Genomic DNA, 25,335 nt, shown 5'->3' on the forward strand with positions numbered 1-25,335 from the left:
GGCGGAGGGGACCCACGCGTTCCCATCTCGAACACGACCGTTAAGCCCTCCAGCGTCGATGGTACTTGAACCGCAGGGTTCTGGGAGAGTAGAACATTGCCAAGCACAACGAAAGAGTCTTTTTGGAAGAAATTCCAAGAAGACTCTTTTTTTTACATCAGTACAATACGTCGTAACAAACCATACTAGCCCTATAAGGAGGGATTGGTATGAGTGCATTTTTCGTTAGGAAATGGTTAGGTAACTTCTTACTTTGTTTTATGGTTATACAAGTTGCGGTCGTTAGCGGATGTTCGGTTAAAATGGACGCTGCGAAGAAGGAGATGGAGCCACTTCACTCCTTAACTAATTTGACCGATACACGATCTGCTTCTAATTTGGAAGTGGAACCAAAGAAAGTGGCTCCTTCTACAGAACAACCGGCACAGCGGCAAGAGCCAGCTAAAAAGGTGGTTAAAGGTATCTATGTTTCTGCTTGGTCAGCGGTAGGAAATAAATTTGAGCAGTTGATTAATTTGGTAGACCAAACGGATTTAAATGCGATGGTTATTGATGTGAAGAACGATTCAGGACAAGTTACATATGCCTCGGCGGTGCCATTGGTGAATGAGATCGGGGCCAATAGCAATGTAATTATTCGCGATTTGAAGGGGACGCTGCAGAGGTTAAAGAATAAGCAAATTTATACGATTGCACGTGTTGTTGTTTTTAAAGATCCTTATTTGAGCAAGAAGAAAAGCGACTATGCGATGAAAACTATTCAAGGCAGCGTTTGGAAAGATAACAAAGGAGTAGCTTGGGTGGACCCCTACAAGGATGAAGTATGGGACTATAATCTTCAAATCGCAAAGGAAGCGACTCAGTTAGGCTTTGATGAAATTCAATTCGACTATGTGAGATTTCCCGAAAACAGCAAAAGGGTCGATGCTGAAGTCAAATTTGATAATCCGATGAAATGGACAAAGGCACAGGTCATTGAGGCTTTTCTTAAAAAAGCTAAGGAGCGAATAGGCAATCAGGCCTATCTGTCCGCCGACGTGTTTGGTTTAACTACTTCTTCGGACAATGACATGGGCATAGGGCAAGATTGGTCAATGATTAGCAAGCAGGTGCATTATATCTCGCCGATGCTATACCCCTCCCATTATTCCAATGGGATGTATGGTGTTAAATATCCTGATTTGCAGCCCTATGCGATAATTCATAAGGCAATCAGCGATGCTAATGGAAAAAACAACACACTCCTGCAGGGAAGTGTTCCAGTAGCAGAAATTAGGCCTTGGTATCAGGATTTTACGGCAACTTGGGTGAAGCCTCATAAGACATATGGAAATGTTGATGTGAAGGAGCAAATTAAAGCGGCCAAGGAACAGGGGGTGGAACAGTTTTTATTATGGAATTCGAACAGCATATACTCCTATCGTTAACCGAATGTTCTTATTCGGATGGTTGCGGATCTCGGGATGGGTCCTTTTCCTTGACATGAAAAATGGGCTTTTGTTAAGATTGCAATCATATAGAATGAGCAGGCTGCTTATGACGAAGTTATTGAATAGAGTGATCTAAGGAGGAGTATGTGTTGTGAGGGAAGACAAGTTTGGTAAGGAAGGTTTAACGTTTGACGATGTGCTGTTGGTGCCAAGAAAGTCTGAAGTGTTCGGTAAGGAGATCGACGTTTCAACGGTCCTTGCACCTCATGTGAAATTAAACATCCCGTTCATTAGCTCCGCAATGGATACTGTTACGGAATCTGCTTTAGCCATTGCAATGGCGAGAGAAGGCGGAATTGGGATTATCCATAAGAATATGCCGATTGAGCTTCAAGCGGAGCATGTAGACCGCGTTAAACGCTCAGAGAGCGGTGTTATTACAAACCCCTTCTCCTTAACGAAGGAGCATCATGTTTATGACGCGGAAGAGCTAATGGCGAAGTACCGGATATCTGGTGTGCCAATTGTGGACGAGGCGAATAAGCTAGTTGGGATTTTGACGAATCGGGACTTGCGTTTTGTGCATGATTACTCGATCAAAATCAAGGAAGTTATGACGCGTGAAGGCCTTGTAACGGCTCCAGTCGGTACGACGCTTCAACAAGCGGAAGGTATTCTTCAAAAGCACAAAATTGAAAAGCTGCCTCTAGTCGATGATAATTTTGAACTAAAAGGTCTTATTACAATTAAAGATATTGAGAAGGCGATTCAGTTCCCTAACTCCGCCAAAGACGCTCAGGGCCGTTTACTTGTTGGGGCAGCTGTAGGCGTTTCTAAGGATGTAATGGACAGAGCAGCGGCGCTTGTCAAAGCCGGAATCGATGTAATCGTAGTGGACTCAGCACATGGCCATCACATTAACATCGCGGAAACGGTCAAAAAGCTCAGAGCTCAATATCCTAATCTACCTATCATTGCAGGAAATGTAGCTACAGGTGACGGTACTCGTGATCTCATCCAAGCCGGGGCATCCATGGTGAAGGTTGGTATCGGACCAGGATCGATCTGTACGACAAGGGTTATTGCAGGAATCGGTGTACCGCAAATTACAGCTATTTATGATTGTGCGCAAGCAGCTGCTGAGTTCGGTGTTCCAATTATCGCTGATGGCGGGATCAAGTACTCCGGTGACGTGGTAAAAGCGATTGCCGCTGGAGCGAGTGCGGTTATGATTGGCAGCCTTTTTGCTGGAACAGATGAAAGCCCGGGTGAATCGGAGATTTTCCAAGGACGTAAGTTCAAGGTTTACCGTGGTATGGGTTCGTTAGGTGCGATGAAGGAAGGCAGTAAAGACCGTTATTTCCAAGAGAACGAGAGTAAGCTTGTTCCGGAAGGTATTGAGGGTCGCGTAGCATACAAAGGACCAATGGCGGACACGGTTTATCAACTCGTTGGCGGACTTCGTTCAGGTATGGGCTATTGCGGCGCACGCAACATTCAAGAATTGATTCACGATACGCAATTTGTACGGATCACAGGCGCAGGATTAAAGGAAAGTCACCCGCATGATATCCAAATTACAAAAGAAGCGCCAAATTACTCTTTATAATTGTCACAATGTGGATATAATTGGAGACACAGGATTTGAACCTGCGTCTTCTTTTTTTTGTCTAATAGGGTGTGTTACAATATAAAATGTTATAAAAATTACTAGGGAGAGTGAAGTTGTGAGATTTTTTAGTTTTACAAAGAAAAAGATTGCTTTGGTGTTAGGTGTTAGTTTAATTGCTCAATCCGTACTTTTACATATACAACCGGCGTTTGCCGCAGATACAAAAACACCAGCTGCTACTACGGCACCAACGACGACTACAGCACCAACGGGGAATGAACTTAAGGTCAATGCCAAATCCGCAATTATTATGGAAGCCAGCACAGGCGCAGTTCTTTATGAAATGAATGCCGACGAGGCGCTTCCACCGGCTAGTATGGCGAAGATGATGACGGAATACTTGGCTATGGAGAGCATCAAGGAAGGCAAATTTAAGTGGGACTCACAAGTCACTGCTTCTAAAAATGCCGCTGATGTTATTGGTTCCGGACAACTCATTGCAGAAAATGAAACATTATCATTTAAAGATATGTTTAATGCGATGTCCATTTATTCTGCGAATGATGCTTCCGTGGCTTTTGCCGAGCTCCTTGGAGGAGGTTCAGAAGAAAACTTTGCGAAAATGATGAATGAGAAGGCTAAGCAATTAGGCATGTCCGATAAAGCTAATTTTATCAGCGCTACAGGACTTTCACGTGCCGATCTGAAGAATCCGCCTCAATCCATTGAAGGCGAAACTAAAATGACAGCGCGGGATGCGGCGATCCTTGCTTATAACATTTTAAAAGATCATAAAGAAATTTTAGAATTCACGAAAATTCCATCTTTGAAACTAAGACCGACCGATAAAACGCCAATGATCAACTGGAACTGGATGTTGGAAGGCAATTCAACGAATGCGAATTTCAAGAAATATGCTTACCAAGGGCTGGATGGTTTGAAAACAGGTTCGACCGATGATGCCGGTTACTGCTTTACGGGGACTGCGGAAAGAAATGGGATGCGGCTTATTACGGTTGTTATGGGCACGAAGACAGAACCTGAACGATTCAACGAAACTAGGAAGCTGCTGGATTACGGATTTAATAATTTTGAAATTAAACCTTATCTAAATGCGAAACAAGAAATAGATTCTTTGAAAGTTGTAAACATTAAGAAAGGTGTTCAAACGCAAGTGCCTCTAGTAACAAAAACAGGCTTAACGTTCGTTACTAAAAAAGGCGCAAAAGACACTGATTTCAAAATCACAGCTGAACCGCTTGAAGAAAGCAAATTGGTAGCTCCAATTGCGAAGGGCGATACGCTGGGTAAAGTAAAAGTTAGCTACAATGGACAAGAGAAAACGGTAGATCTTATTGCTAATGACGATGTCAAAAAAGGAAGCTGGATCCGGTTGCTGTTCCGTTCCATCAAAAACTTCTTTGGCGACATGTTTAAAGGGATAAAGGGTGGTTCCTAGACCAGATAATGGGTTGTATAATGCCCCTCCTTCATGTAAAATGTTTGTTTAGAAGTTTACTATCGAATCGTGTAGGAAACTGTATAATTCGCACATAGGTATAGGAGGAAATAAAGAATGGAAACAGGAACATCCCGCGTTAAAACAGGTATGGCCGAAATGCAAAAAGGCGGCGTTATTATGGACGTTATGAACGCCGAGCAAGCAAAAATCGCAGAAGCAGCTGGTGCCTCCGCTGTTATGGCGCTAGAGCGCGTACCTGCTGACATTCGTGCGGCTGGCGGGGTATCCCGTATGGCTGATCCAACTATCGTTGAAGAGGTTATGAAAGTCGTATCCATTCCGGTTATGGCGAAAGCAAGAATCGGGCACTTTGTAGAAGCAAAAGTCCTGGAATCTCTGGGCGTTGACTATATCGATGAGAGTGAAGTATTAACACCTGCGGATGAAGTTTTCCACATCAATAAACGTGATTTCACGGTTCCTTTCGTTTGTGGCTGCCGCGATCTTGGAGAAGCTTTGCGCCGAATTGGCGAAGGAGCATCCATGCTTCGTACCAAAGGTGAGCCAGGAACAGGCAACATCGTTGAAGCTGTGCGTCATATGCGTATGATTCAAGGCCAAATCCGTAAAGTTCAAGCGATGTCCAAAGATGAGTTGATGTTTGAAGCGAAAACACTTGGAGCTCCTTATGAATTGATGCTGCAAGTACATGAAACAGGTAAATTGCCAGTTGTTAACTTCGCTGCAGGCGGCGTGGCTACACCGGCGGATGCTGCTTTAATGATGCACTTGGGTTCTGACGGTGTATTCGTAGGTTCCGGTATTTTCAAATCAGACAGCCCTGAGAAATTCGCGAAAGCCATTGTAGAAGCTGTAACACACTATACGGATTTTAAATTGATCGCAGAAATCTCCAAAGGCCTAGGTACCCCTATGAAGGGAATCGAAATTTCCAAGCTGCAAGCTTCCGAGCGTATGCAGGAGCGCGGCTGGTAATGACGAAGATTGGGGTTCTCGCGCTTCAGGGCGCGGTAGCAGAGCATATTCGTGGCATTGAGAAGGCCGGCGCTGAGGGCGTTGTAGTCAAGCGTACAGAGCAGCTAGCTGATCTCGATGGCATTATCCTACCTGGCGGAGAGAGTACGACAATTGGTAAGCTGATGCGCACATATGGCTTTATTGATGCGCTTCGGGAATTTTCTGCAGCAGGCAAGCCGATTTTCGGCACCTGCGCGGGGTTGATTGTCATCGCGAAAGAGATCACCGGACAGCCGGAAGCTCATCTTGAGCTGATGGATATAACGGTGGCTCGCAACGCGTTTGGCCGTCAGCGCGAAAGCTTTGAAACGGATCTGCCAATCAAAGGCATTGACGAGAACGTTCGCGCGGTGTTCATCCGTGCCCCACTGATTGAGAAAGTGGGACCGGGCGTAGAAGTACTGGCCACGTATGACGGCCAGATCGTCGCAGCGCAGCAAGGGCATCTCCTTGCAGCCTCGTTCCACCCTGAGCTGACGGACGATTTCCGTCTGCACAGCTATTTCTTAGATATGGTAAAGCAAAGTCTAGCATAATTGATGGTACAAGCACCTTGATAACACCGGATATTCCGGTAAGGGTGCTTGCTTCCATATACAACCATTTTGCGCTAACGGAGGAATCTCCTTGTTTGATGTAAAGTTACTTCGAAACGATTTGGCAGCCGTGCAAGCTGCCATGCAGAACCGTGGTAAGCAGATTGAAGAGCTGAACGGTTTTACAGAATTAGATTTAAAGCGCAGAGAGCTTCTGCAAGAAACAGAGCAGCTCAAAAACCGCCGCAACACTGTTTCGCAAGAGGTGGCTGGCCGCAAAAGAGCCGGCGAGAATGCCGATGAGCTGATTCAGGAAATGAAAGTGGTCGGAGACCGCATTAAAGAGCTGGATGACGAGATTCGCGTATTGGATGAATCCTTACAACAAGTACTCCTCTCGATCCCGAATATGCCTCATCCTAGCGTTCCTGTTGGCCGATCTGAAGAAGAGAACGTGGAACTGCGCCGAGTAGGCGAAATTCCGCAGTTCGATTTTGAAGTGAAGCCACACTGGGAAGTAGCGCAAGAGCTGGGCATCCTGGATTTCGAAGCAGCGGCGAAGGTAACGGGCTCGCGTTTCGTTTTCTACAAAGGGCTTGGTGCAAGATTAGAGCGAGCGCTAATTAACTTCATGATGGATTTGCACAGCGATGAGCATGGCTATGAAGAAATGCTGCCTCCATATATCGTTAACCGTGATAGCTTAACGGGTACAGGACAACTTCCGAAGTTTGAGGAAGATGTGTTTAAAGTGGAGAATTCGGAATATTTCCTAATTCCTACGGCGGAAGTACCGGTTACGAACTATCACCGGGAAGATATTTTGACAACTGAGCAGCTGCCTGTTAATTTCGTTGCGTTCAGCGCTTGCTTCCGCTCGGAAGCAGGTTCGGCTGGAAGAGATACGCGCGGCCTGATCAGACAGCATCAATTCAATAAAATTGAGCTCGTTAAGCTGGTTAAGCCCGAAGACTCCTATGATGAGCTGGAGAAGCTCACAGGGCACGCTGAGCGCGTTCTACAGCTACTGAAGCTGCCATACCGTGTGTTATCCCTATGCACAGGTGATATTGGCTTCACATCGGCGAAGACGTATGATTTGGAAGTTTGGCTCCCGAACAGCGGCGCTTACCGTGAGATCTCTTCTTGCAGTAACTTCGAGGACTTCCAAGCACGCAGAGCAAACATTCGCTTCCGCAGAGACGCTAAGGCGAAACCTGAATTCGTACATACGCTGAATGGTTCAGGCTTAGCGCTTGGACGTACCGTTGCAGCGATTCTTGAAAATTACCAGCAAGCTGACGGTTCGATTGTTGTGCCTGAGGTTCTTATTCCTTACATGAACAACGTAAAAGTAATCACGAAAAAATAGCACTTGCTTCTTATCGGGGTTATATGATACAATGCTTTTTGTCACTGCACAAGGTTGTCTCCTCAACAGGAGACACCTATCGTGGAGAGGTGGTCGAGTGGTTTAAGGCAGCGGTCTTGAAAACCGCCGAGGTGCAAGCCTCCGTGGGTTCGAATCCCACCCTCTCCGTAACCATGGTAATACCCCAATAGTTAAACTACATGGGGCATAAAGCGCTGAAACGCACTGGACTGTTGAATACACGGTCTGGTGCGTTTTTTATTTGTGTGACCGTTGAACCGAATCCAACTCGAAGTATTCTCTAGGTATGAGACACTTCTAAAATAGGGCTGACTGCAAAGGCTATAGATGGCCACATGTTGCTAATGAGAACAATAGTCCGCTATTTACCCCAATGGCAGTGATTTGGCAATCAAGAGGGAGCTCTGTTCCGCTATTTTGCCTATATGAAGCGATTTGAGGCTCCTGGAGGCAAATAAGTCCCTGTAGTTCCGTTAACAACCGGAAAACTGCCTATCGAGCACAAATAGCGCCCTGTAGTTGTTACTTTTGATGATCTCCCTAGGGCCATTTACAATTAATTCAAAATAATTTAACACAAAGTGTGTATTTAATGGGTATCCCTTTTTTTATAATGGACGAGATATTCCATGAGAGGGAGAGTGAGCAACAGTTGAATACAGTTAGCAAAAGAGTACTATCCGTTATTTTATCGGCGGCTGTAAGTATAACTTCGTTTGGCTCCATAATTTCAGCGGCGGATAACATTGTTATACCTGGTACTCCGTATCAAGCGAACGGCACTTATGATGTAAACGTACCTCACGTGTTTATTAACCAGATTTATGGCGGAGGATTATCCACGGATACCGGTAACACAGCCTCGTCCCATGGTTTTATTGAGTTATATAATCCTACAGATCAAGATGTGAATCTGGGTGGATGGTCCCTACAATACGCGGATCGTGGTTCATCGGCAAAAACAGGGCCAACCGGCGATTGGCAGAAGCTGGACTTGGTCGGCACGATTAAAGCAAAGTCCTCTTTCCTTATTCTTGGCCAAGCTACAGGAGCAGGTGCTCCTAAATTTAATTTGTCGGCTACATATGACCAGTTATGGACGGGACGTTGGATCAACAACAAAGGGATGAAGGTAGCTCTTTTGAGCAATCAGACCAAGTTGGACATTGCCAACAAGAATCCTTTTGCCAATAATCCGAAGCCTGCTGGCTATGTGGATATGGTCGGTACGGGAAGCAACGATGGCGATAATGTAGATATTCAAACTGATATAGATGGTTATGAATTCGACTATCCTAAGGGTTCCGCAGAAGGAACATCGAAACAAAAGTCTATTCGCCGGAAAGCGCTAACGGACACGGATAACAATAAAGCTGACTTCGGACAGTTCGATATCACTGGAGCGGCAACAACCGACCAAGAGCGAGCGATAAAAGGCCCTAAATATGGAGCGTACGGGCAATGGTTTTCTCCACTCGGTTATACGAACACAAGTTTTCCTAATGCGTTTGAACAAACGGCATACTCTGTCATGATGAACGTATATGGTGGTAAACCACCTTACTCTTTCTCAGCAACTGGTCTTCCAAGTGGCTTATTTATCAATTCAATCACTGGGGAAGTGTATGGCTCGCCTGCACAAGGAACGTCTGTGACAACTAGTGTTTATGTCAAAGTAACAGACAGTATGCTTACGCAATACGGTCAAAACCTGTCATTAACGATCCAGCCTCTACAAACCGTTAATGACGCTTTGAGCATATCGAAAATCGGACAGTTTGCTGTAGGCGTTACTAATAAAGATGGCGGAGTAGCTGAAATTGTTAAGTATAACAAGGATAATAATAAGTTTTATTTGGTAAATGGTTCAGGCAATCCGCCTAGCTTGGAAATCGTTCGTTTAGACCTTGTCCAAGGGTTAGTCAAAGAGAAAACGATCACGATCAAGGATCTGGTTGAAAAGGACGGGTTTCTATACGGTGATCTGACGAGTGTGGATGTAAATACGAAGACGAAACGTATATCTTTATCCGTTCAAGAGCTTGATTCCAAGAAACCAGGGAAAATCCTTGTCATAGACTACGAAGGCACGGTTCTGAAATCTTATGAATCAGGTATACAGCCGGATATGATCAAATCTACATCGGATGGCAGATATATTTTGACCGCCAATGAAGGAGAGCCGCGCACGAGCGGGGCTGACCCTGAAGGAAGTGTCACGATCGTTGATACAACTAATGATGTGGTTTCCCTTGTTAAGTTCAACAATGCCTCGATCATCGACGATAAAGTACATATTCGCGGTGCTTCTGATCCAGCAACTGGCGCTGTTACGGGGGTAGGGCAGAAAGCAGATGCAGTGTTTGATTTGGAGCCGGAATATATCGCTATTTCCGAAGATAACACCAAAGCTTATGTTTCTTTCCAAGAAAACAATGCAATTGGAACAGTGGATATAGCTTCAAAAACACTTTTGTCCGTAAAAGGGCTAGGTTTAAAGGATTTGAATCTTGCCCGCAACTCCCTTGATCTTGTCAAAGACAATATGATTAAGTTTGAAAATGTCCCTTTTTACGGTATGTTTATGCCGGACGGCATTTCTACGCAAACGATTAACGGAGTTCCGTACCTGTTTACAGCAAATGAGGGCGATGTCACAGAGTGGCCTGGCGTTAGAACCAATGGAAGCACCATTGGAGCCATGAAAGGCAGTCTAGCACCGAACTCGGCGGCAGCTATTTTCTTGGCCGGTAAAGCCGCCTATGACGGTGTCGAGGTTGCTGGGGATATGGGCAATGACAGTATTTATTTATATGGCGGACGTTCCTTCTCTATTTGGCAAGCTAATACGATGAATCAAGTATATGACAGTGGCAATGAATTCGAGAAAGTGACGGCACAGCGTTTACCAAACAATTTCAATGCCAGCAATAGTAAAACAGCGATGGATGACCGAAGCTCCAAGAAAGGTCCCGAGCCGGAAGATATTAAAGTAAATAAAGTCGGCAGCAAGGTTCTGGCTTTCATTGGTTTAGAGCGTGTAGGCGGTATTATGACTTATGATGTAACAGACCCGGCTAATGCAAAATTCATCAACTACACGAATTCCCGTGTATTTACTCCAAAAGATAACTTGAATACAGATACAGGACCTGAAGGTATAGAATTTATTCCTGCGTCGATTAGCCCGAACGGCAACCCGCTCCTGTTAGTTGCTAACGAAGTAGGCGGAACTGTAGCCGTATATCAACTGAACGTTCAAAAAGTTACTTTGGATAAATCCGCAATCTCCGTTACATTAGGCGCTGCCTCGGCAAAGCTAACTGCAACGGTAAAGGATTCTCAAGGAAATGAAGTCACAACAGGCACGGTACAATGGACGTCGTCTAATCCTTCCGTTGCTGCAGTAAGCTCAGAGGGGAATGTATCCTTCGTGGGCTCAGGCAGTGCAGTGATTACTGCAATTAGCCCTGATGGGTACGGAGCTGCAGAAGCTAATGTAATGGTGTATTCCCATGAAAGTGGAGGCGGCGGTTCGTCACAATCTGGGCAAACGACTCCACCGGCAGTTGTTGTCACAGACCCGGTGGCCAACAGCGATAAGCCGATCATTACTCCTTCTGTGGAAAAAGATAGTACAGGAGCTTCTGTCGCAAATGTTTCTGTGGCCCAAGTAACGCAAGCTTTGAAAGATATGTCCGCATCGACTGGAAAATCAACCGTCCTTGAGATCCATGCAGCTGCAGATGCAGCTTCGCAGCAAATGATCGTTAAGCTGCCTGCAGAAGCAATAAGTAAGATTGCAAACAGCCAAGCTTCAGAAATTAAGATTAACGCAGGAATCGGGCAAATTTCTTTTGACAAGAAAACCGTGTCCACAATTTCCTCTGCCGCGACTAGCGGTGAGGTCTCGATTTCTATACGCAAAGCGGATATTAACAAGATAACGGAGAGTATGACACCCGCGGCGAGAGAAGCTGTGAAGGCGGCTGTGAGTGACCGTCCGATATTTGATTTTACGATAACCGCAGGCGGTCAAAAAGTATCTAGCTTCAATGGGGGAACGGCTCAGATTCAAGTTCCTTATAAACCGGGGACTGGTGAGGATGTAAACGCCATTGTAGCCTATTACATCGCTGAGAACGGTGAAATCGTCAAGGTAACCGACAGCTTTTACGATGCGGCTTCTGGGACATTAATCTTTAATGTAAAGCATTTCTCGCAGTATGCTGTTGGTTATATGAAAACATCTTTCAAGGATACGGCTTCAAGCTTCGCTAAAGACTACATTACGTACTTATCTGCTAGAGATATCCTGAACGGAGTCGAAGAGAATGCATTCGCTCCTGAAGCTGATATAACAAGAGCTGATTTCACTCTGATTCTAGCCCGTATGGCAAATGTAGATTTGAGCTCCTATACAGGCGCAGGCTTTACGGATGTCAAAGCGGACAGCTATTATGCCAAATCCGTGCAATGGGCAGCTGAGAAGGGCATTACGAGCGGCGTGCGCGCAGGTGAATTCGATCCTCAGGCGAAGATTACCCGCGGCCAGATGGCGGCGATGATTACCCGCTTTGCTACTTATATGGGGCATGACTGGTCGAAGGCGGTGCAAGCAGCAGATTTTACAGATCAATCTGACATCCCTGCTTATGCGCTGGAGGCAGCTAAAGCTCTGCAGCAGGCCGGAATCATTTCCGGTAAAGCCGGAAATCTCTTCGCCCCAGCAGACACTGCAACACGTCAAGAAGCAGCGAAGATGCTGGCGATTTTTCTGCAGCAAATGGTGAAATAGCAGCAATTCTATACAACTCCCTATGGCTTTATGCTGTAGTGGAGTTGTTGTTTTTTTACATGGATAAAAGCCGTGTGCCTTCCGCATTTTAAACATGTGGAGGTGTTACCTATGAGCAATGAAAAGCTGACAATTGATCAAGCGGAATTGGTACAAGAGTGGAGCAATGTTCTCCCTACAACACTGCAGCCTACCGATCAGGCGCGTGTTTGGGCCGATGAGGCCGATTCCCAGACCGTTAGGGTTCATATTGAGGCGGGTGGGCATACAGGCTACAATTTCGATTTTAAAGTCAACTACGTGGATGCCAGAGAGGTTAATGTGGAACTGATGGATGTACAGCAGGGCACTACTCACATTGACGAAACCGGTGATGTCGTGCAAAACCTGGTCGATGACTACGTTCGCCACATTCATGAATGCGCACAAGCCTTGCATAGGGTCACACACGTATAAACTGTGGAGGGGAGTTTACTCACATGACAAAGCAAAAAGCACCTGATAAAAATTTGCAAAATGTAGCTAAAGATCTCGAAGCAGCCCCTGTAAACAGTCATCAGGCTCAGCAGATGCAGCAGCAAGCCAATGATCGTAGACATCAAGACGCTCTGAATCATGAACATAACTAGGGGGAATGAACACGATGAAGCCAGATGCCTATGGAGTAGCGGACCCGTCTCAGAAAGCAACCCGGAATAATCAGGGCAAACAACAGCAGGATCCTCTTTCGGGATCGAAGAAAGTGAAAAATCGGAACCATTCCAGGAATAATGGGCATGGTGAAGGCGCAGGCCACGGCCATTAAAAATTTTTTCCGGACGATGATTAAAGTTCGCTAAGCCGGACATACTATATCTTGTCGGTGAGCAGAGAGGTGTGGTTCCGTTGGAGCATTCCGCGAAACAAAAACCGTTGCAAAGAGGACTTTCATACCTGTTATAATCAGGCTGGAGGGGATGTGCCAAAGACACTTACCGTGTTTTATAAGCAGATTTTCCTAAAGGTTTACGTGTAACAAGTTAAAAAGAAATCCAAAAAACACCGACAAAAAAAGAACCCCTTAAAAAGGGTTCTTTTTTTCGTTTATTTCTAAGTAAACCTGGGGTGGAGCTGCTTCCGTATTTTCCTTGTCTGGATAATAGGAAGATGAGTAGGAAGCGGGTGAAGGCTCTGCGTGGACAGGCCGCGTTTTTCGATAAAGCAATAATTTAATGCCTCCGCCGATGAGAATCACAGCTACGATTAACGTTTGGCCGAAGTTGTTCAGCCAGTACATATAATTTGCATTCGGGAATAGCTGATATAGGAACTGGACAATGACTTCCTTGAAGACATAGTAGCCGCCGAGCAGGATGAGAACGAAGCCAATGGAGCGATGATACGCCGTCCAGTTTTCGACGATTGGTTTATCTATCAGCGTGCCGTTTTCATACTTCGAGATGTTCTGCAAGGCATCAAAGAAGCTGAAAAACCACAGAATCGGGATCAAGAAGAAGAAAAGGGATAGCCGCAGTACATCCAGCACATAGATGGAGAACAAGAAAATCGCCATTAATTGAATGCCGCGTTTATTCATCGAGAGATACAAGTGAGCAGCACCTGGGAAAATGGCGATAATGGTCGCCAAGGTCCGGTTCTTGCGGCCATGATCATCGCCTAGGTGAAAGTCGTCGAAGAGACTGCGGTCTATAAGCTCTAGTCCCGCTTGCTTACGCTCCTGCTGCTTAAGCGCATCGAACATCGTATAGAACCACAACACCGGCATAGCCAAGAGAAAAGCAACGAAGCTGTCATTGTTGGTCATCATGGTGATGAAAAAGACAAGAACGGCAACTCCGAAGAAGGAAACCATAGCGGTTAGTCCGCGCTGCATGAGACCCAGCTGGAAGTGACCCAGACCAGGGATGAAGGAGAGCAGCATGACCCTGGTTCTTTCCTGCTGTGAGGCAGCATGAACGGCGTAAGGGTTAGGCTCCCAAGAGGCTGTGTGCGCATAAGGCTCAGGTCCGTAGGGGGCTCCTTGCGGCCCGTAATAAGGCTGAGAGCGCAGCAGGAAGACTAGCATATCGATCATATTCACGACCCCAACGATGGCAGCGATGATAAGCATAAAAACGAGAAAATCTCCATGAGCGTGAAGGATTGCTGCGCCTACGAACATGAGAAACAGCGATCCAAAGAATCCAACTCCGTAAAGTACAGCGCGAAAGATTCGATTCATATAGAGATGACCCGCTCCGGGGATGAAGGACAACAGGAAAGCGACGAGGCTGCTTTTGTTAGGCATTTAGAGTGTAAACCTCCTTGTGGTTTATTTGTTTTGCAGGGTATCCAGCCAACTTAGCGTTTTATTTAATAATTTGTCCGATATCGGTTGATCGATTTTTAACTCCGAAGGAGGAGCGGGCTGCAGCGCGCTGGGAGGTCCCAACTCTTGCGACAATCCGTGAAAAATGCCAGTAGCCACCAGAATCAGCGTAGCAGCCGCGGCAATCCCGTAGTGTAGCATCGTGGAGCGGTACCAGGAGCGTTTGGTGCCCATCGTACGTGCGAGAACAGCGTCCACATACTTCTGCTCTTCCGTTGCCATGACGGGCAGCGTCGTTGTCATTTGCTCCATACAGATCATGTACAGGGCTAAACAATCCTCACATCCGTATAAATGCTGTTCCATTTCGCCTATTTCGCTTGGCGGCAGCTGCCCGTTAACATACTGACTCCAGGCTTGTTCATGATAGTGTTTCACAAGAAGTCCTCCTCCTTCCAGTTGTTGCGGAGCCACTGCTTGGCCCTATACAGCTTGGACTCGATCGTTTTTACCGTCACCCCATGGGCACTAGCGATATCTTGGTACGATTGATGATGGATATAATAGGCCGTTAATACTTCGTGGTAATTGGCGGGAATTTGGTGAAGTTTCCGGCGGACGAGCTCGCTGGTCTCCTTCATCAACACCTCTTGTTCCACACCGCCACTCGATGAAAGATGAGTTGCCGCGGTTTGACCCGCTTGAATCGTAACTTCCATCTCTGCCGTCATTTCTTCCCTTCGCCTGCTGGCCGAGCGTTTGAAATCAATGGCCCGGTTCACCGCAATGCGGGTCATCCAGGTTTTGAGCCCTTTCATCTGGTACTGAGGGAGGGAGAAGTAAATTCGGGACCAGACATCCTGCGATAAATCCTCGGCATCCTTCGTATGACGTACAATGGCAAAGATCGTTTGGAACAAGTATTGACGATAAGTCGCAACAAGTTCCCGGAATGCCGCCTCATCACCATTCAATATGCGTGTTACAAGCTCTTGTTCCTGAATGTGCTTCTCCTCCTCTCCGCATGAATAGACGAAGGTGACGATGGTTACCCCTGCACTTGAGGCAAAAGAAAAAGAACGAATCTTGAAGATCCGCTCTTTATCAGTTAAAGCGCAGCGGTAGAGCTGCTGGATTTGACAGCGGGCATCTTAGACGTGTTTCGTACGAACCACTGAGACAGAAGAGCGCTAAGCACACCAAGAATACCAAGCACGATAAAGCCCTGATTCAAAGAGAACCAATCTCCGATCACGCCCATGAGTACAGGGCCAACGAACATTCCCAGTCCATAAATGGCTTGGAAAAAGCCCATTGCTGTCGCCCGCTTTTCTGCAGGCATATGTTTGATACTCATTCCCATCAGCAGTGTAAAAGAAAGTCCTCGCCCAAAACCGGCAAAAGCCTGTGTTATCATAAGCACCCATAAATGATGCGTAAAAGGTATCGTAAATGTAAATACCCCCATTAGGATAAAGCCCCAAACAACCATTCGCTTCTCGCCATATTTGGCCGCCCATTTCCGTCCACCGAATAAGGAAGCTAGTGCAACAGGTACATTGGCAAATAAGGAGAGCATGGATAACGAAAATTTATCGGCCCCTAGCGATGTGGCATAGACGGGGGTAAACCCGAAAACCGTAGCGAAGATCAGCACTTGCGACAAAATAGCAAGCAAGGACACGAAGAGGAGCGTGCGGTCTGTGGCGACGGCCCCGATTCCGCGCATTGTAATTTTAGGTGCATCCGGCTCTATTTTTTCGACCAAAAAGAAAGAACCGATGAACCCGAGTAGCCCCAGCAGTGCGCCTAAGATAAAAGCTGCCTCCCAGCCGAGCGAATCTGCCGCCCATCCGGCGGAGAGAATGCCGAGCACCTGGCCTAAGGAGTTGAAAAAGGAGATCGTGCCGATCGCTTTTGTGGATTCCTCATGCTTATAGTAGCTCGTGAATAAGACAGTGAAGTCGACCCATGTTGCTGCGGCTGCGCCCGCTAATGCCCGGAGGATTAGAATCCACGTGAAATCGTGGGTAATCCAGAGGCCAAGTCCGCCAATGGCTGTAAAAAACAGTCCGAACGTAATAAAAAGCTTCCGTTTATGGAAACGGTCCGACATGATGCCAACAGGGATGCGCAGGAGCATTTGGGAAATCCCATACATGCCAACGATCCATCCCGCCAGTTGGTGATTCCCGCCAAGGAATTCCACATAGGGCGCCATGATGGGAACGCTCGTATACATGGACATCCAGAACAGCAAAGTAACCGCGCAAAATAAAGGAATGCGATAAGAGCTTGGAATTTTGTTAATTGTCACGGGGAGCTCCTTTCCTACCTAATCTACCATTTATTATAGAACATCGACTGTAGCAAGGCTATGTCAGGATGTTTGCAAAATAAGGCAACGCGTGGAAATTGCTTAGAAAAGCCTGGGTTTCCCGCTATATTGGCCTCACAAAAATGGATGATTGAAGGAAACGGGGCCGCCATGTACATTGAGTCTTGTCGTTAGGCTTACCACTCGCCAGCCGACATCATCACAATGAGAATGGAGGAATACAAGTGGGCGCGAGTCGATTGAAACAAGTCTGGTCAGGCATCGCTCGGGACAAATTTTTATATGTGTTAGCGCTTCCGGGGCTGCTCTACTTCCTTATTTTCAAATATGTGCCTATGTGGGGAATTGTCATATCCTTTCAAAACTATTCACCTTATCAAGGCATGTCGGGGAGCCCGTGGGTAGGACTGGAGCATTTTGCGCGGTTCTTCTCCAATCCGGATTTCTTCACACTCTTCCGAAATACACTAGCCATTAACGTTTTATCATTAGTTCTCTTTTTTCCATTACCGATTCTACTGTCTTTAATGCTGAACGAAGTACGAAATATGGTATATAAGAAAGTCATTCAATCCATTGTGTATCTGCCTCACTTTTTATCGTGGGTCATTATCGTAGGAATCACCTTCCTATTGTTTTCTACGGGGGATGGGGCGATTAACCAAATGCTGGTTTCGCTAGGCTTTGAGAAAGTCGACTTTTTGACGAATAAAAACTATTTCTGGGGCATGCTGACGGCTCAATCCATCTGGAAGGATGCAGGGTGGGGAACAATTATCTTCCTTGCGTCTATGGCGAGCATTGATCCCCAATTATATGAAGCGGGCAAAATGGACGGCGCCGGCCGATTCCGCCAAATGTGGCACATCACCTTGCCGGGCATTCGTTCTGTCATTATCATTCTTTTAATTCTACGGATCGGTCATATCATGGATGTCGGCTTCGAGCAGGTGTTCTTGATGATGAATGGGGCAGTGTCCGAGGTAGCGGACGTGTTCGATACGTATGTGTACAGGCTTGGCGTGAAGCAAGGTCAATTTAGCTATAGTACCGCAGTCGGTTTGTTCAAATCAGTTGTCGGATTGCTGCTGGTCATCGGTGCTAATAGGCTGGCCAAGAAATTTGGCGAAGATGGCGTTTACTAGAAAGGGAAGGAGGAATCCTTGATGTCTTCTGAACATGTATCTACAACTATTGCATCCAAAGGCGATCGCGTATTTAACGCGGTGAACGCTATCCTGCTGGGCATACTGGGAATTATCACATTCTTCCCGCTCTACTATGTGTTTGTCGTTTCGTTCAGCGACCCATCCAGCTATATTTCCAGTGAATTTAAGCTGCTTCCCGTCAAATGGAGCTTGGCATCCTATAAGTACCTGATGTCCACCGATGCCTTCCTGCACGCTATAGGAAACAGCGTATTCCTAGCTGTAGTCGGGACAGCGCTTAGCTTACTGGTGACATCCTGTCTTTCTTATGCGATTTCCCGTAAAAGGCTTCAGGGCCGCAAGTTCATCATGCTGCTCATTCTGCTGACGACCCTGTTCAACCCGGGGATCATTCCCCCGTATTTGTTAGTGAGGGACCTGCATCTGATTAACAGCACATGGTCGCTCATCCTGCCCGTCTTAACAAGCGGCTGGTATGTACTGCTGATGAAAGGCTTCTTCGACAGCATTCCGGCGAGTCTGGAGGAATCGGCACGAATTGATGGCTGTAATGATATCAGTGTTTGGTATCGCATTATTTTGCCGCTGTCGCTGCCTTCGCTTGCTGCTTTCGGACTGTTTTACGCGGTAGCTTATTGGAACACTTTCTTTACAGCACTTCTTTATATCAATGATTTCACGAAGCAGCCGCTTCAGGTCTTACTGCAAAACATGCTGATTGACGCTTCAACAGCAGCTGGCGGCGGTGCCGCGGCCGAAATGATGTCCGAGCAGCGGATTCCGCCGGAAACGCTCAAAATGGCTGCAGTGGTCATTGCAACCATTCCAATTTTGTTGGTATACCCGTTCCTTCAAAAGCATTTTGCCAAAGGTGCCATGGTAGGTTCGGTTAAAGAATAGATAATTGATGAACATTTGGGGAGGTTGTACAATAATGATTATGAAAAAGAAAGCAATAGGCGCAGTCGCATCCACCCTTCTGGTTTCCTCCATGCTTGCAGCATGCGGAAGCAAAGACAGCACACCGGCTAACAGCGCGGGAGAAGCAGCATCCGCGAAGCCGACCGAGATCAGCATCATGACAATGTATTACACGCCGGAGCCTCCGGGACCGGATAATGTAATTGTCAAAGAGATCGAAAAGAAAACGAATACGAAGCTGAAAATCACTTGGGTTTCACCAAACAACTACGGTGATAAAATCAACGTAACACTGGCTTCAGGCGATATTCCTGACCTGATCCTGCTGGATGACCCATTCAGCGCTCAAGTACGCGGCATGGTTGCGCAAGGCGCATTCTGGGAATTGACGCCGATGCTTAAGGACTATCCGAACTTGATGCAATATCCGAAGGAATCATGGGAAAACACGAAGCAAGCTGACGGCAAAACGTACGGTATTCCTCGTGCCCGTCCTACGGATGGCGGCGGATTCCCTTACCTGCGCAAGGATTGGCTCGATACTTTACATTTAGAAATTCCGAAAACAACGGATGAACTATATACCGTACTGAAAGCCTTTGTTGAGAAGGATCCGGACGGCAACGGAAAAAATGATACGATCGGGTATATCGGTTTCGTTGACCAAAACGGCATGTCCTACATGGGGCAGCTGCAGAACAGCTTCACGAAAGTGAATGGCGATTGGAAGCTTGTAGATGGCAAGCTGGTCAATGTAAACGTACTGCCTGAAGTGAAGGACGCACTTACTTGGATGAACCGTGCCTACCAAGAGAAATTGATTCCTGAGGATATCGCGGTACTTAAAAATACACAAGCCAAGGACCTGCTGAAAGCGAACCGTGGCGGAGGCTTCCAGGATACAGCTGAAGCTGCTTGGGAACCGACTGAGGAACTGCGTAAAACAAACCCGAAAGCAGACTTTATCCCATTAGTTTCGTTGAATGGCTACTCGAACAAAGACAGCGGATTCTTCGGCATGTACGCTATACCGAAATCTGTGCCGGAAGCGAAAGTGAAGCAGCTGTTGAAATTCATGGATTACGGCGCTACGCAAGAAGGTTATGATCTAGCAAGCTTTGGTTTGAAGGATGTCCACTATACAGAGAAAGACGGTATTAAGACACCGACCGAGCAAGCAAAGAAAGATATTGTTGCTCAACAAGCGTTAGGTCAAATTTTCTTAAAATATGACAAATACCTGCGTGCTTACCGTACAGGGATGCCGAACGATTATTTGGAACGCAACAAAAAAATCATTGATGAAAAAGTAAAAATCAGTGCTGGCGACCCTTCACTAGGTCTGAGTTCCGATACGAACCAGAAGGTAGGTACGGAGCTCAGAAAGAAAATTCAAGACATGAAGACCAAAGTGATTATGGGCAAAGAATCACTTAGCGCATGGGACAGCTACGTAGCTAAGTTAAAGACAGATCCGGATTTGGTGAAAATCACGGAAGAAATGAATGCCGCTTATCAGAAGCGCAATAGCGCGAAATAATAATACCTACCCCCCCGACGCCAAAAAATTGTGCTGTCGCGGGGGATTTCGGTATTTGATGAAAGAGGGATAGACGATGTGGAGTCGATGGAGGCAGAGTTGGTATTGGTGGACACATCGTTCCGGCAGGGGTAATTTTTATCGTAGAAGCTTGATCTTGGTGTTGTGCATTACCAGCTTGCCTACAGCCATCATCGGGTACACTTCGTATATTACGGGACGCGCTCACATCGAGAAAGAGATTATGCGCAACCACGATACCCTGTTGAAGAAAACGATGGATCGTATGAATGATAACCTGGCTCAACTTGAGCTCGCGGCCACGCAGTGGTCTCTGGATAGCCGAATGGATTCCAGGCTTGCGGATATGAATCTCATAGAGGAATATAACACGACACAAAATCTATATCGCTTTCTGGGCGTTATGAAAGGCGCCTACCCTTTAATTGATCAGGCGCAGCTCTATTTGGACCGGAAGAACCCCGTCATTATATCGGATAGCGAAGGGATTGTTCCGATCAGGAGTGATCAGGAGCGGGATATTTTCCATACGTTAATGGAGCAAAAGCGGGGCGTATTCTGGTGGGAGACCTTGCCCAAGGTCAATGGGAAGCCAGGGTCCACTTCCATTGCTTTAATTGAGAAGCTTCCTAGTGTAGGGGAGCCATACGGGGCACTTATTTTATATCTAGATCGAGAGAAATTAGTGCAAATGGTTGAAGAAATGGCCACGGATCCGAATGGTGCCTCTTTTCTGATGAGCAAGGACGGGCATATTATCATCTCCCAAAACAACGGGAACGAGGAGCATGCCCAGTTAGAAGCGGCTGTACGGGAAAGTGTTATGAGCAGGACGGATGAAATAGGTTCGTACATCCTAGACCGCAAAGGACAGTCCTATTCCGTGGCGTATGGCCAGTTCTTCCGTTCAGGCACTCTGTGGAAGTTCGTAACGGCGACTTCTCTGTCGCAATTGACGGCTCCTGTGGAGTTTATGTCCAGAAGTATGCTCAGTATTGGGGGAATAGGGCTTCTCTTGGCTGTACTGCTTTCGTGGGTGGCTTCCAAAAGAATTTATCAACCGATTGTGCGGCTGGTGAATGTCATTAAAGATTATAAGCCTAATCAAGAAAGCCAAGGGGATGATCTGGCCTTTATTGAGCAAGAGTGGAGGCATTTAAGTCAGGAAAGCAGAGCACTGGAATCAAAGCTGGATCAGGCTTATCCTGCCTTGAGGTCCGCCTTCCTCTTGCAGCTGGTTCAGGGGCATTTCTACTCCCTAAGCGAAACAGAGCTAAGAGGGAGAATGGAGAGCTTCGACTGGCAGACGGACTCCCAGTGGTTCGTGCTGCTGCTCGTACAGATTAACGGATTTGCCAAAGAGGATGGCCGGTTTCTGGAAAACGAGGAACAACTTGCTACTTTCGCAGCTGCCAATATTGCGCAAGAAATCGTGAGAACAAGAAACCATAACGCAGAGATTATGAACTTTCAGGATATGACGGTTGGTATTCTACTTTCCTACCCGATGGATCGGCCGAAACAGCAGGCCAAAGATGAGCTGTATCTGCTGGCGGATGATTTGGGACATACCATTAGCTCTCTTCTTAAAATGCAGACCACCGTTTGTATGGGTCGTTTGACCTCTCATGTGCAGGATCTGCCTCAGCTTTTGGTGTTCTTGCGCAGCTCCATCCGCTATCGGGATCTGAAAGCTGATCATCAAGTGCTTGATTTAGAAGAGATGTTACCAAGCACCAATGACGATGTGCATTATCCGTTTGCATTGGAGAAAGAGCTGATGCAGGCTATCCGCATGGGGCAAAGCGAGCAGTCGCTGAGTCTGATCGAGAGTTTCATTCATGAGCTTGTACGCCAGTCGAGCAAAGAAAAGCTGCTGCAGGAAGGTGCTATGCAGGTACTCGGCAGTATGCTGCATACGATGCTGGAGTCAGGATTCAACCCGCATCATTTCTTCGAGGGCTACAACCTGTATGAGCAGTTGAATCAGCTGCGGGGTCCGGAACAGATGGTTCGCTTCTTCCAGACGAAGGTCATTTCGCCTTATATCGAGGGCTTGAACGAGTACCAGGACATCCATATGAAGCGATTGGTGGAGCGTGTAACAGACCGGATTCAAGAGCGATTTATGAGCAGTGATATCTCCTTGGAGGAGTGCGCGGATGCTTTCAATACGACAACCTACGCGTTGAGCAAAGCATTTAAGCAAATCAACGGCGTGAATTTCATCGACTACTTGATCTCCCTGCGTATGGATAAAGCAAAGAAGCTGCTGGTCGAGTCCGATTTAAAGGTCAATGAGATTGCCGAGCAGATCGGATACCAGCCTTCGTATTTTATCCGTCTTTTTCGGAAGTATGAGAATATGACGCCAGGTCAATATCGGGACCGTGGGAAGTAATTGAAGCCTACCGCTTTTGTTTTGATGCGGTGGGCTTTTTTTAGATGAGGCTATACCAGTTGTGGGGTTTAACCCACGTAGCGACTTCTTTTGTGCGCGGAGGACTCCCACTTCACGCTAAAACGCTGGCTATGTTGTGCTTTATACAACGTAGATGCGGTCTTACCTCGCAATTATGCGCTTCATTGCATTAACTACACTCATTTTTACCTGTATGGTGCGAATTCCACTCCTCCCTCTCCTAAACGTTGCGCAAAGTACAACGAAGCTGCGAGTTGAGGCCAGATTTCAGTTATTTTATTGTACAAAGTACAGGTATCCCCTTACCTGAGTACTACTGCTCAGAGCCCCTGCCAGCTAATTTGGGGATAACCCTCCCTCTTTTTCGCTGTTAATATTGTTAGAAAAAGCCCCTACTTGTGCTCATGTTGATAACGCTGATTTTTCGGGTGAGGTGGGTAGGTAGTCTATTCACATGTGGATAGGCGATAAAAAAAGCCAGACAGCGGAAATAATTCCGTTGAACTGGCTTTTTTCGTCAGGCTTTGCTCATACCCTCAACTGGTTACATTTTCAATAAGGGAAAAGCAATATCAAATACGGTTCCTTTTCCTACTTCACTTTTCACATTAATATTTCCCAACATACCTTTTATAAAGCCAAAGGATACCATCATTCCAAGACCAGTACCTTTATCCTTATTAGAATAATAAGGCATTCCTAGGCGATTAATTTGGTCATTTGTCATGCCAATTCCAGTATCGCTAATGGAGAGAATCACTTCATTATTTCTCCTATAAGCTTCAATTTTAAGCACTCCGCTCTTATCTGCCATTGCTTCTATCCCATTTTTGGCAATGTTAATGATGCTTTGTCTTAGCTTTTGTCGGTCACCTGATACAAACAACTGGTAATCTTGCTTTACCTGTATTTCTGCTCCTGTAAGGTTTGCAAGGGGGGTTAAAATATTGCAAATATATTGAATCTCTTCACCTATGTCCAACTTTTCTACTACCTCTGGATATGGTTTGGCTAATGACAAGTAATCATTAATAATTTGCTCCGCGCGATCAATTTCTGCTAAGCAAATTTCTCCGTACATCTGTTTTTTGTCTGGTTTTAGGTCTGTTTGAGTAAGTAGTTGAAGAAATCCTCTAACTGCGGTCAGCGGATTTCTAATTTCATGCGCAACAGATGCTGAAATTACACTTGCGACGTTCATTTTTTCTGAAAATATGAGTTCTTTTTTAAGTTCAGCATTTCTCCTAATAGATTCAATTATGTATATAGCTAAGCCCATGAATAAACTTTGGACGATATAAAACTCAAAAGCAGACAGTAAATCATAATCAGAATCAATGATCAAAATACTTGATATCCCAATCATTTTACAAATAAAAGAGAGTAAGAAAGAGGAGAGGATTTTATTCATTAAACTGAAAGAATGATATCTTTTTGAAAAAGTTATGATTACAACGAACGATAGCGTGGAAGAAATTAAATTTAAATAAGCGCCAGAGCCACCAATCATGAAACGAACAACAATAAGCGAGACAAATAACAAAATAGAAGTTATAGAGTTACCATACAAACAACCTATTATTAAAGGAATAATTCTAAGATCAAATATTAAACTTGTTTCTTCTACAGGAGGAAAGTACATACATAAAATCATTGGGGTGGCAAATAAAAAAAAGATGATTATATTTTTCAAAGCTTTTGTTTCATTCATCTTTTCTTGAATTGTAAATTGATAGAAGATTAATGGGAACATTATGAACAAAATATTAAGTAGGAACTTACTTAAGTCATAATTAAATCTCATAAATTCGCACCATTTTCAGTGACATAGCCTATCTCCTGGCATTTGTGGTTAATGTTCGATTGGTAGGAGTCATTACCTAACTGTACAGTAAGATTATACCATGTACTTTCCGTTTTGCACTCAAAATGACGCATAATTTACCATAATAGATAGTAAAAATAAAAACCAGAAGCGGAAAAAAAATCATCTCGTCTTCTGGTTTTTTATTTGTGGACTAATCCTATGTGACGCGCCCGAGATGATTCGAACATCCGGCCTACAGTTTAGGAAACTGTTGCTCTATCCTGCTGAGCTACGGGCGCATAGCAAGGATAATAATAGCACGAAGCCTTGTGTGGCGCAACCATTTGGGTGGCAACATTCAACGTGTAAGTGAGTTTCGGGTAGTGCATTGTGCGGTAGGGAACTACAGGGCGCTATTTGAGCTAAATCGTTGGATTTCATGTTTCAACGGTTTGACCCCCTAATTCCGGAGAGTTACCAGTGTAAGAAACAGTAACCTTAGAATTACGTTAATTTGCGTTTGTTTCCGCTCGTTTCCTC

General features: G+C 45.8%; 19 protein-coding genes, 2 tRNA genes and 1 rRNA gene. 16 read left to right on the top strand and 6 right to left on the bottom strand.

What is annotated here, in order from left to right; translation table 11 throughout:
• The 12 genes from rrf to J2Z65_RS34300 form a co-directional block, all read left to right on the top strand.
• Positions 1–105: ribosomal RNA gene (rrf, locus tag J2Z65_RS34245) — 5S ribosomal RNA — on the top strand; the annotation flags it as partial.
• A gap of 104 nt (positions 106–209) precedes the next feature.
• The gene (locus tag J2Z65_RS34250; RefSeq protein ID WP_240160045.1) at positions 210–1,427 is read left to right on the top strand and encodes a putative glycoside hydrolase; all 1,218 of its coding nucleotides are present in this window, start codon (positions 210–212) and stop codon (positions 1,425–1,427) included.
• Between the two features lie 154 nt (positions 1,428–1,581).
• Positions 1,582–3,039: an IMP dehydrogenase gene (guaB, locus tag J2Z65_RS34255; RefSeq protein WP_167067351.1), complete on the top strand. Its 1,458-nt coding sequence runs from the start codon at positions 1,582–1,584 to the stop codon at positions 3,037–3,039.
• Between the two features lie 118 nt (positions 3,040–3,157).
• Entirely contained in the window at positions 3,158–4,501 is a 1,344-nt protein-coding gene (locus J2Z65_RS34260; RefSeq protein WP_167067348.1) for a serine hydrolase, read from the top strand.
• Positions 4,502–4,618: 117 nt separating this feature from the next.
• Positions 4,619–5,500 carry a pyridoxal 5'-phosphate synthase lyase subunit PdxS gene (gene pdxS, locus J2Z65_RS34265; protein WP_167067346.1) on the top strand — a complete coding sequence of 294 codons (882 nt, stop codon included), beginning with the start codon at positions 4,619–4,621 and terminating at the stop codon, positions 5,498–5,500.
• Positions 5,500–6,078, top strand: coding sequence for a pyridoxal 5'-phosphate synthase glutaminase subunit PdxT (gene pdxT / locus J2Z65_RS34270; protein ID WP_167067343.1), 579 nt, complete (start codon positions 5,500–5,502; stop codon positions 6,076–6,078). The genes pdxS and pdxT overlap by 1 nt, the downstream gene beginning before the upstream one ends.
• Before the next feature lie 91 nt (positions 6,079–6,169).
• The gene (gene serS, locus J2Z65_RS34275) at positions 6,170–7,450 is read left to right on the top strand and encodes a serine--tRNA ligase (protein ID WP_167067340.1); all 1,281 of its coding nucleotides are present in this window, start codon (positions 6,170–6,172) and stop codon (positions 7,448–7,450) included.
• 83 nt (positions 7,451–7,533) lie between these two features.
• Positions 7,534–7,618, top strand: a tRNA-Ser gene (locus J2Z65_RS34280).
• 505 nt (positions 7,619–8,123) lie between these two features.
• Entirely contained in the window at positions 8,124–12,269 is a 4,146-nt protein-coding gene (locus J2Z65_RS34285) for a choice-of-anchor I family protein (RefSeq protein ID WP_193581134.1), read from the top strand.
• Between the two features lie 111 nt (positions 12,270–12,380).
• Positions 12,381–12,725 (top strand): hypothetical protein, encoded by a 345-nt coding sequence (locus tag J2Z65_RS34290; protein ID WP_167067336.1) that lies wholly within the window; start codon positions 12,381–12,383, stop codon positions 12,723–12,725.
• A 23-nt stretch (positions 12,726–12,748) separates the two neighbouring features.
• A complete protein-coding gene (locus J2Z65_RS34295; RefSeq protein WP_167067333.1) occupies positions 12,749–12,898 on the top strand; it encodes a hypothetical protein in 150 nt (49 codons plus the stop codon).
• Between the two features lie 14 nt (positions 12,899–12,912).
• Positions 12,913–13,074: a small acid-soluble spore protein P gene (locus tag J2Z65_RS34300; RefSeq protein ID WP_167067331.1), complete on the top strand. Its 162-nt coding sequence runs from the start codon at positions 12,913–12,915 to the stop codon at positions 13,072–13,074.
• A gap of 255 nt (positions 13,075–13,329) precedes the next feature.
• Here J2Z65_RS34300 and J2Z65_RS34305 read toward each other — a convergent pair whose 3' ends face one another.
• From J2Z65_RS34305 to J2Z65_RS34320, 4 genes are all read right to left on the bottom strand, one after another.
• Positions 13,330–14,556 (bottom strand): hypothetical protein, encoded by a 1,227-nt coding sequence (locus J2Z65_RS34305; protein ID WP_193581133.1) that lies wholly within the window; start codon positions 14,554–14,556, stop codon positions 13,330–13,332.
• 24 nt (positions 14,557–14,580) lie between these two features.
• Positions 14,581–15,015, bottom strand: a complete 435-nt coding sequence (locus J2Z65_RS34310; protein WP_167067329.1) for an anti-sigma factor — start codon at positions 15,013–15,015, stop codon at positions 14,581–14,583.
• Positions 15,012–15,551 (bottom strand): sigma-70 family RNA polymerase sigma factor, encoded by a 540-nt coding sequence (locus J2Z65_RS34315; RefSeq protein WP_193581132.1) that lies wholly within the window; start codon positions 15,549–15,551, stop codon positions 15,012–15,014. Before J2Z65_RS34315 ends, J2Z65_RS34310 begins: the two co-directional genes overlap by 4 nt.
• Positions 15,552–15,685: 134 nt before the next feature.
• Positions 15,686–16,894 carry an MFS transporter gene (locus J2Z65_RS34320; protein WP_167067326.1) on the bottom strand — a complete coding sequence of 403 codons (1,209 nt, stop codon included), beginning with the start codon at positions 16,892–16,894 and terminating at the stop codon, positions 15,686–15,688.
• A gap of 245 nt (positions 16,895–17,139) precedes the next feature.
• Here J2Z65_RS34320 and J2Z65_RS34325 point away from each other — a divergent pair, with 245 nt between their 5' ends.
• The 4 genes from J2Z65_RS34325 to J2Z65_RS34340 all read left to right on the top strand — a co-directional run bounded on the left by J2Z65_RS34325 (position 17,140) and on the right by J2Z65_RS34340 (position 22,967).
• A complete protein-coding gene (locus J2Z65_RS34325; protein ID WP_338111810.1) occupies positions 17,140–18,060 on the top strand; it encodes an ABC transporter permease in 921 nt (306 codons plus the stop codon).
• Positions 18,061–18,081: 21 nt separating this feature from the next.
• Positions 18,082–18,984, top strand: a complete 903-nt coding sequence (locus J2Z65_RS34330; RefSeq protein ID WP_167067323.1) for a carbohydrate ABC transporter permease — start codon at positions 18,082–18,084, stop codon at positions 18,982–18,984.
• 34 nt (positions 18,985–19,018) lie between these two features.
• Positions 19,019–20,545, top strand: a complete 1,527-nt coding sequence (locus tag J2Z65_RS34335; RefSeq protein ID WP_240160044.1) for an extracellular solute-binding protein — start codon at positions 19,019–19,021, stop codon at positions 20,543–20,545.
• Positions 20,546–20,621: 76 nt separating this feature from the next.
• On the top strand, positions 20,622–22,967 hold the full coding sequence (locus J2Z65_RS34340) for a helix-turn-helix domain-containing protein (RefSeq protein WP_167067320.1): 2,346 nt from the start codon (positions 20,622–20,624) through the stop codon (positions 22,965–22,967).
• A gap of 565 nt (positions 22,968–23,532) precedes the next feature.
• Here the strand turns inward: J2Z65_RS34340 and J2Z65_RS34345 are convergent.
• Together J2Z65_RS34345 and J2Z65_RS34350 are read right to left on the bottom strand one after the other, a co-directional pair.
• The gene (locus J2Z65_RS34345; RefSeq protein ID WP_167067317.1) at positions 23,533–24,792 is read right to left on the bottom strand and encodes a sensor histidine kinase; all 1,260 of its coding nucleotides are present in this window, start codon (positions 24,790–24,792) and stop codon (positions 23,533–23,535) included.
• Positions 24,793–25,020: 228 nt separating this feature from the next.
• Positions 25,021–25,094, bottom strand: a tRNA-Arg gene (locus J2Z65_RS34350).
• Between the last annotated feature and the right edge of the window lie 241 nt (positions 25,095–25,335).

It is taken from the genome of Paenibacillus aceris (assembly GCF_017874035.1).
Lineage (GTDB): Bacteria > Bacillota > Bacilli > Paenibacillales > NBRC-103111 > Paenibacillus_E > Paenibacillus_E aceris.